This window comes from Tangfeifania sp. (genome assembly GCF_055108615.1).
In genome coordinates this window covers 19,074-27,084 of the sequence record NZ_JBSQIC010000049.1, presented here as the reverse complement: position 1 = coordinate 27,084, position 8,011 = coordinate 19,074, and the positions used below count along the sequence as shown (strand labels likewise).

The window sequence follows — 8,011 nt, the reverse complement described above, 5'->3', positions numbered from 1 at the left end:
AACACTGATTTTAAATAATCGTACCCAGCCTGGTTATTGTCGCGGCTGGTAATTAAAATCCACCAGGGATATTTAAGGCCAGTCTTTACGAGGTTTTCAGTGGTGATCTCTGTTAAAATACTGTCTGGAATATTAAAAGCATCTAGTCTTTCTGAGAAAGAGTCGAGTTGTTTCCATTCATCTGTTCCGGGATGTACCGGATAATTCCATGTAACTTCTTCTGTTTGTGCGGTTAAAATGAGAGGAAAAAAAAGTAATATAACAAAAAATCGTTTTAAGAAAAAAAGGTTTAAAATTTTAGAATGCATCGTTTTTGGTTTTTACGTTTTGATAACTAAAAAAGTAAGCTAGAATAGCTTTATTTCAAATTTAAGATAACTGGGAGTTATCAGTATGAGAGCAATTAGGAGTGATTTTACATGCCTTTACTTGGCATCCTTCCCGGAACGAATCCACCTTGTGGTTTTCCGGGGAAAGTGGATTATGGGCCGTGTTTCATCATAGTATTGGTTTTAAAAGTTAATGCTTTGTTTGTTAAGATGCTTAAAGTCGATATTTGGTTGCGTAGTTATTTACTGTTTTTATGAGTTGCTAAAATTGGAATCCTGTTTCTACCTGTATATTCCCAAAGATTGTAAAAGGTAACCCTGAAAATGAATGTTCTGCAGCAGGGAGTTTTCCTGATTTATGCAAGCAGCCTTATGATATTTGTTTTTGTTTAAACCTTCAAGGTTTCGCAAACTTTGAAGGTTTTATTCACTTGTGATATTAATTTTTATCTTTTCACAATAAGTTTTCCGGTTAATACCTGGTCTTTGTATTTTACACGAACGTTAGATGCAGCTACAATCCCTGCACAGGCCATGCCATGGTATTTAGAATCCAAAGAGTTAGCATTTTTTCCATCTCCGGTAGCATTCCCTATGGTAAAACCTTCCAAAACACGGGCTCCCATGTCTTCATGATCCCTGTCAACACCGGCATCAATTACAGCAACCGTAATAGATGAGTTGCCGTTTAGGGCCAACAATTAAAAAACGGTTATTTGGCATCTTTTGAAAAAAATCAATCTCCCCTTTTTGGAGTTGTTCTTTAAGAATAGAATTTTGTTTTTCAGCCAATTGCTGCTTATCTATTTGTATAACAAAAGGTACTATCTTCTCTTAAATCAATTTTCTTTCCCTGATATTTTTAGAAAGATTGGGAAAATAAAGTGGTAGAGACTATAACGATAATTAATGTTATAAAAAACTTTTTCATAATTTCAATTTTTAATTATTGCAAAATTCAACAGATGCTGCAAACTGTGGAAAGGCACAAGGTTGGGTTGAAATATGAGTTCCGAATTCTTCATATTCAATAATTTTAAAATAGACAATATCGCCTACCTCTAGTGTCCCTTTATATAAATCCGGATTAAACGATATTGTAGCGTTTGTAGCAAGTTCACCGTTTTCAGCAGTCTGTGTAATTGTTATAATATTCTGGCAACCATCTCCCTTATTAAGGTTTACCACTTTCCCTTGGTAGCAAAGTGGGTCTCGTTCTTCATCTTCACATCCCGCTCCGAACATAAACATATATAGTGGCAACAGGAGCAGGAAAAGGGTAATCCGTTTCAATTTTTTTATTTTCATATCACTTAATTTTTGCCAATAAATACATTAAAATTATATTCTGTTTTTACTTTGGGATAAAGTCTCCAAAAAAAAAGGTAACCAATAGCATCATAACATTCTTCACATTCATCTATAAATACTTCCAACTTATAACTATTTTTTGAATCACAGTAAGTTAAAGTAATGTCAGAAATATTTGATATCATGCCCGGCACCATAACCTTTCCTGCGATTAGTGAATACTTTTCAAAATCAACAATAGGAACAATATTACATGTATCAATCTTTTCTAATTCTGCTTGACTGTAAAAAATATCATAAACAGTATCTGTTTGAAAACCAATTAGGCATTCATTATCATCGGAAAATATCAAATCAAATTGAGTTTTTATTGATATATCTGGAGTTAAAGACTCAATTGTTGTCCATTCGTCTTCATTTTTTTCGCATCCTGCTCCTAATAAACTATAGAGCAAGATAATCGCGCTGATTTTTAAAACTTTTAGTTTCATATTTTTTCTTTTTAGCTATGAGCTTTGAGCCGTGAGCTGCGAGTTATGGCTCAAATGGATTTTCGTATTCGAGGTAACCGGAGTTACCCTGCATAAGAGCGAATCGGGTCGGTTTATTAGCCTTTAGTGGGCATCTTTCCATAGTGAACCCACCTTGTGGCTTTCCGGGGAATGTGGGTTTTAATGGCGGTTATGGGCCGTGTTTCATCATACTATTGGTTTTAAAAATTAATGTTTTGTTTGATAAGATGCTAAAAGTTAAAATTTGGTTGCGTGCCTCCTGTTTTTTTAAATTATTGGTATTGTGTTTCTGTATATATGTTCAGAAAAGAGGCAAAAGGTAACCCTGAAACTGAATTTTTTGCAGCAGGGTTTTTCAGGATTTATGTAAGCAGATGATTAACAGAAAAAGTTTAGGTTATCAAAATTAATAATCTGATAACTTTCAACCGGATAGGTCTCATTAAAACTATTTGATATTTTGGATTTCTTTTTCGGGTTCCACTTAAATTCAACCGAAATTAATTATTTAGGCCTAAATTAATAAGTTAACTCACTTATTTCTGCCTGAATTATTAAACAGGCGAATAAATTTTCTTTTGATAAAATTGGGTTACGAATGAAAAACAACAACACGTTAATAACTGAAAATAAATATTAATTAATCTTCTTCCTCGTCGAGAAACTCTTCGTTTTCAAACTCTTTTTCCAGGAACTCTTCTGCTTCTTCAATCAGTTGCCCAACAGTGTCTTCATCGCCGGGTTCCCCGTCAATCCAGTGAATGACCTGATTGCTCCAGAAATCGTCGATGTCGGCCTCCACAATAAAACGGGGCGATTTGGTGTGAACTACAAAAATGGTGTCGGGTGTTTCCTGAGAATTGTCGGCTAATAAAAATCTTGGTAACATGGCTTGTTCTTTAAATTTGGAACTAATTTATGAAAAATCTTTTTATGAAACAGAATAATTCATTAGATCAATTGCTATTTTAGCACCAATAAACCATAACCTGTAATGAATCAAATCAATGATTTTCTCTCTGTTATCGACGGATTTATAGGCGGATCGCAATGGTTCGTTTTTTTATTGCTCGGAACCGGATTGTTTTTCACCATTTATTTGAAATTCCCGCAATTCCGCTACCTGCGGCACTCGTTCAGGATTGTCCGCGGAAAATTCGATAAAGAAGGAGACGAAGGAGATACCTCACATTTTCAGGCATTAACCACTGCCCTCTCGGGAACGGTGGGTACCGGAAACATTGCCGGAGTGGCACTCGCCATTCACCTCGGCGGACCGGCAGCGCTATTTTGGATGTTGGTGACCGCAGCCGTGGGTATGACCACCAAGTTTGTGGAAGTTACCCTTTCACACAAATACCGCGAAAAGCTGAAGATGGCTCCATTGCAGGCGGCCCGATGTATTACATGCGCAAACGCCTCAACATTCAACTTAAAAATAAAAAGGTAATAAACACCGGGAAATGGCTGGGAGCAATCTTTGCCGTGGCTACCATTCTTTCGTCGTTTGGCACCGGGAACCTGCCGCAAATCAACAGCATTGCCAACTCCATGTTCGAAACGTTTGGGTTGAACCATATACTCACAGGCGCGGTGCTTTCGGTTTTTCTGGCAATGGTAATTTTGGGAGGAATCAAGCGGATTGCAAAAGTTACTTCACGACTCGTGCCGATTATGGCCGTGGTGTATTTTATCGGGGCCGTTGCAGTAATCGCCTACAATTATGAAAACATAATCCCTTCCATTGCAGCTATTATTGGCGATGTATTCACCGGGTCAGCAGCAGCCGGAGGATTCCTGGGCGGCAGCATTGCCTTTGCTTTTAACCGGGGGGTGAACCGCGGATTATTCTCCAATGAAGCAGGCCAGGGGTCGGCTCCGATCGCCCACGCCGCGGCCCGCGCTCACGAGCCGGTTTCCGAAGGACTGGTAGCGCTGCTTGAACCTTTTATCGATACCATTATTATTTGTACGCTCACCGGCCTGGTAATTTTATCATCGGGTGTGTGGACTGAAAAAATTGAGAACCAGTTCCAGTCGGCAGATTTGATTGTACTCGAAGGAGACTATTCGGAAACCAACGTAGCCGAAAAACAGCAACTTGCCGACTTCCTGCTTGAAAGAGAAGATTTGCCACTGTTTAACGGTACGCTGTCTGTTTCTGAAGGAGAAATCCAAAACCAGCCAACTATTCTTCATGCCCGCTCTGTGGCTGAAGGTGTGAAAGTTTGGGCGAATAACGAGCTCTATACGGGTACGGTTGAAATGATTAACGGAAACCTGGCACCGGGCCAAAATATCACTTTTACAGGGAAATCGCTGATGCACAGTGCACCCTTAACCACCATTGCTTTTACCCGCAGTTGGTTTGGCGAATACGGAAAATACATTGTCTCCATAGGCCTGCTAATGTTCGCGTTTTCAACAGCCATCAGCTGGTCGTATTACGGCGGCAGGGCAGTTACCTATTTGTTTGGAATCAAAGGCGTAATTTACTACCGCATTATTTATGTCATCAGATTTTTCCTCGCATCGTTTACTGATACCACCATCGTGTGGACGCTCTCCGGAATCACAATTGCACTGATGACCATTCCCAACCTGATTGGAATTCTGTCGTTGCACAAAGAGATGAAATCTGAAGTGAAACTTTTCTGGAATGAGTGGCACGAACATTTCCCCGGGAAAAACTCGGGAGGACTTTAATTTTTAGCAATCAAAAAACAAATAAACCTGTTAAAAAATACCATCACTCATTTGTTATTCGTTATGATAACATTCGTTGCCTGCCAGTTAAGAAATTTCCTTATATGATTCATTATGAGGTCTGGAAAGACAAATACGAAATATGTATAAAAGGTGTTTTTTGTACCCATCAAAATCCGAAAAATTGGAAGGACAGACTAAAAGAATGATGACTAACTTTAAACTTCTTTTCCTATTTTTGCGCTGAAATTTTAAAAGGCCATGCAAAAAATTTATCCTGAACATTTTGAAGAAAAGATTGGATTCGATCGCATTCGAGAGATGCTGCGCAATAAGTGCCTCAGCACTATGGGAATCGAATGGGTGCATGACATGCAATTTCAGGATGAATTTGAAACAGTTACAAAACAACTTGGGGAAGTCAGTGAATTTGTGCGGATCATCCGCGAAACAGAAAACTTCCCGGCCAACCATTTTTACGACCTGCGCCCGGCACTTCAGAAAATTAGATTGGAAGGTCGTCTTCTGGAACCTGCTGAACTGTTCGATTTGAAACGCTCACTTGAGGCGGTACGTGCCATCGTGCAGTTTTTTAAAAAGCAGGAAGAAGAAGTATTCCCGCTGCTGAAAAAGAAAACCGATCGGGTTCAGGTTTTTCCCTACATCTATGATCGCATCGATGCCATTATCAATAAATTCGGAAAAATACGCGACAATGCGTCGCCCGAACTGGCGCAAATCCGTAAAAGTATTTTATCGTTGCAGTCAAACATGTCGAAACGATTGCATGCCATTTTAAAACAAGCCCAGAAAGACGGGCTGGTGGACGAAGATGCATCGGTTTCCATCCGCGACGGGCGGGCGGTGATTCCGGTTCTGGCATCGAACAAACGCAAAATAAAAGGGATTGTTTACGACGAGTCGGGCACCGGTAAAACATCGTATGTGGAGCCCAACGAAATCGTGGAGATGAACAATGAAATCCGTGAACTGGAATATGCCGAGCGGCGGGAAGTGGTGCGTATCCTAAACGATTTCTCCAACGACATCCGACCCTACCTCGACGATTTGTTTTACTCCTACGAATTCCTTGGAGAAATCGATTTTATCCGCGCCAAAGGATTGCTGGCAGTTGAGTTCGATGCCATCCGCCCTGAAATAGAAGACACTACCATTATTCAGTGGCAGCAGGCAGTGCACCCACTCTTGCAAAAAGCGCTAAAAAAAGAGAACCGCAAAATTGTGCCGCTGGATATTCAACTCGATACACCAAACCACATCCTGCTCATTTCAGGACCGAATGCCGGGGGAAAATCGGTTTGCCTGAAAACCGTCGGGTTGCTGCAATACATGTTGCAGTGTGGGTTACTGATTCCGTTGCAGGAAGGCAGCAAAACCGGGATTTTCAGCCGGCTTTTTATCGACATTGGCGATGAGCAGTCACTTGAAAACGACCTGAGTACTTACAGTTCTCACCTGATGAACATGAAATATTTTGTGAAAAACTGTAACGAAAAAACGTTGATTCTCATCGATGAGTTTGGCTCGGGAACTGAACCGATGCTGGGCGGTGCCATTGCCGAATCGATTCTGGGCGAACTGAACCGCCTGCGCACTTTTGGCGTAATTACCACGCACTACACCAACCTGAAACACCTTGCATCGGCCAGCGAAGGAATTGTAAACGGTGCCATGCTTTACGATTCGCAACACATGAACCCGCTTTTTAAACTGGAAATCGGGAAACCGGGAAGTTCGTTTGCTTTTGAAATTGCCCGGAAAATAGGTCTGCCGGAGGAAATCCTGGAAACCGCCACCAATAAAGTGGGTAAAAAACACATCGATTTTGATCGGAATCTTCGCAAAATAAACCGCGACAAACGCTATTGGGAAACTAAGCGGCAAAAAATCAGGAAGGTAGAAAAAATCCTGGATGACATGGCCGCAAATTACGAGGAAGAGCTGAAAGAAACCCAGAAGCAGCGCAAAGAAATCATGAAAAAAGCGCACGAAGAAGCCGATGCGCTGCTGGCCAGTGTAAACAAACGAATTGAAAACACCATCCAGGAGATAAAAAAAGCGCAGGCCGAAAAAGAAAAAACAAAACAAGCACGTGAGAAACTGGGCGAACTAAAAAAAGAAGTTTCAAAAAAACCGGATGAAACGGACAGCCGGATTGCGGCCAAAATGGAAAAACTCCGCCGCAGGGAAAAAAAACGCAACCAACGCCGTCCCGAAGAATCGAAAAAAGAAATTCCGGAAAAGCAACTGGAAAAACGGGTGGAATTAAAACCCGGCGACAAAGTCAGGATAAAAGGACAAGATACCGCCGGCGAACTGATTGAACTAAGCGAAAAAAATGCAGTGGTGGCATTCGGGCAGATGATTACCACACTCCCCCGCAAACAAGTGGAACGGTTGAGTAGCAATGAGGCAAAAAAGCTGGAGAAAGGACAAAAACAGGGAGGTTCGCGTTTAGCCGGGAGCAACCTGATGGAACGGCGGCTGAGTTTTAAACCCGAAATCGATATTCGCGGGCAGCGGGCCGAGGAAGCCATTCAGAACATTCAGGAATTTATCGACGAGGCTATAATGTTCGAGGTTTCACAATTGCATATTCTTCATGGGAAAGGCACAGGTATTCTGAAAGAAACCATCCGGAATTATCTTCGCTCGGAACCAATGGTTCGCAGTTTTAAAGACGAGCATGTGGATTTTGGCGGCGCAGGAATAACAGTGGTAAATCTGGCATTATAATGTTTACCTAAAATATTTTTGAATGACCTCCTCCATGTGCGATTTTTTCAATGGTTTTGTAAGGTAATCGCGGCAACCTGCTGCCAGGGCTTTTTCCTTGTCGCCTGCGAGTGCATAAGCAGTTTGTGCGATAACCAATGCGTCGCTGTCAATTTCTTTTATTTTCATTGTAGCCGTGTAACCGTCTATCACCGGCATTTTAATATCCATCAGCACCAGGTCGGTTTCAGGGTGTTGCTTGTAAAGCGCAACGGCCTCCTGTCCATTTTCGGCAAACAAATGTTTTTACATTTTTTATCCAATATCTCGGCGAGGTACATCCGCCCCACTTCTTCATCTTCGGCAACCAATATGGTTAGATCTTTTAAAATTGCGTCAATTGGCAAATTATTTTTA

9 protein-coding genes are annotated in these 8,011 nt (G+C 41.1%); 3 read left to right on the top strand and 6 right to left on the bottom strand.

Translation table 11 applies throughout. From position 1 onward, the window contains the following. The 5 genes from ACTCNA_RS11385 to ACTCNA_RS11365 form a co-directional block, all read right to left on the bottom strand. Positions 1–308 (bottom strand): hypothetical protein (locus ACTCNA_RS11385; RefSeq protein WP_462948038.1); only part of this gene is annotated, 308 nt, incomplete at its 3' end. Positions 309–775: 467 nt separating this feature from the next. Further along, positions 776–1,030, bottom strand: coding sequence for a S8 family serine peptidase (locus ACTCNA_RS11380; protein ID WP_462948037.1), 255 nt, complete (start codon positions 1,028–1,030; stop codon positions 776–778). Positions 1,031–1,271: 241 nt separating this feature from the next. After that, complete coding sequence (locus ACTCNA_RS11375) at positions 1,272–1,637, bottom strand: hypothetical protein (protein ID WP_462948036.1); 366 nt, start codon at positions 1,635–1,637, stop codon at positions 1,272–1,274. A 5-nt stretch (positions 1,638–1,642) separates the two neighbouring features. Then, positions 1,643–2,131: a hypothetical protein gene (locus ACTCNA_RS11370; protein ID WP_462948035.1), complete on the bottom strand. Its 489-nt coding sequence runs from the start codon at positions 2,129–2,131 to the stop codon at positions 1,643–1,645. 661 nt (positions 2,132–2,792) lie between these two features. Beyond that, complete coding sequence (locus ACTCNA_RS11365) at positions 2,793–3,041, bottom strand: hypothetical protein (protein ID WP_462948034.1); 249 nt, start codon at positions 3,039–3,041, stop codon at positions 2,793–2,795. A gap of 105 nt (positions 3,042–3,146) precedes the next feature. Between ACTCNA_RS11365 and ACTCNA_RS11360 the strand changes: the two genes are divergently transcribed. The 3 genes from ACTCNA_RS11360 (at position 3,147) to ACTCNA_RS11350 (ending at position 7,615) form a co-directional block, all read left to right on the top strand. After that, the gene (locus ACTCNA_RS11360) at positions 3,147–3,602 is read left to right on the top strand and encodes an alanine:cation symporter family protein (protein WP_462948033.1); all 456 of its coding nucleotides are present in this window, start codon (positions 3,147–3,149) and stop codon (positions 3,600–3,602) included. Then, a complete protein-coding gene (locus ACTCNA_RS11355; RefSeq protein ID WP_462948032.1) occupies positions 3,551–4,858 on the top strand; it encodes an alanine/glycine:cation symporter family protein in 1,308 nt (435 codons plus the stop codon). Before ACTCNA_RS11360 ends, ACTCNA_RS11355 begins: the two co-directional genes overlap by 52 nt. Positions 4,859–5,119: 261 nt before the next feature. Further along, the gene (locus ACTCNA_RS11350) at positions 5,120–7,615 is read left to right on the top strand and encodes an endonuclease MutS2 (protein ID WP_462948031.1); all 2,496 of its coding nucleotides are present in this window, start codon (positions 5,120–5,122) and stop codon (positions 7,613–7,615) included. 3 nt (positions 7,616–7,618) lie between these two features. Here ACTCNA_RS11350 and ACTCNA_RS11345 read toward each other — a convergent pair whose 3' ends face one another. Next, entirely contained in the window at positions 7,619–7,894 is a 276-nt protein-coding gene (locus ACTCNA_RS11345) for a response regulator (protein WP_462948030.1), read from the bottom strand. Positions 7,895–8,011 lie beyond the last annotated feature (117 nt).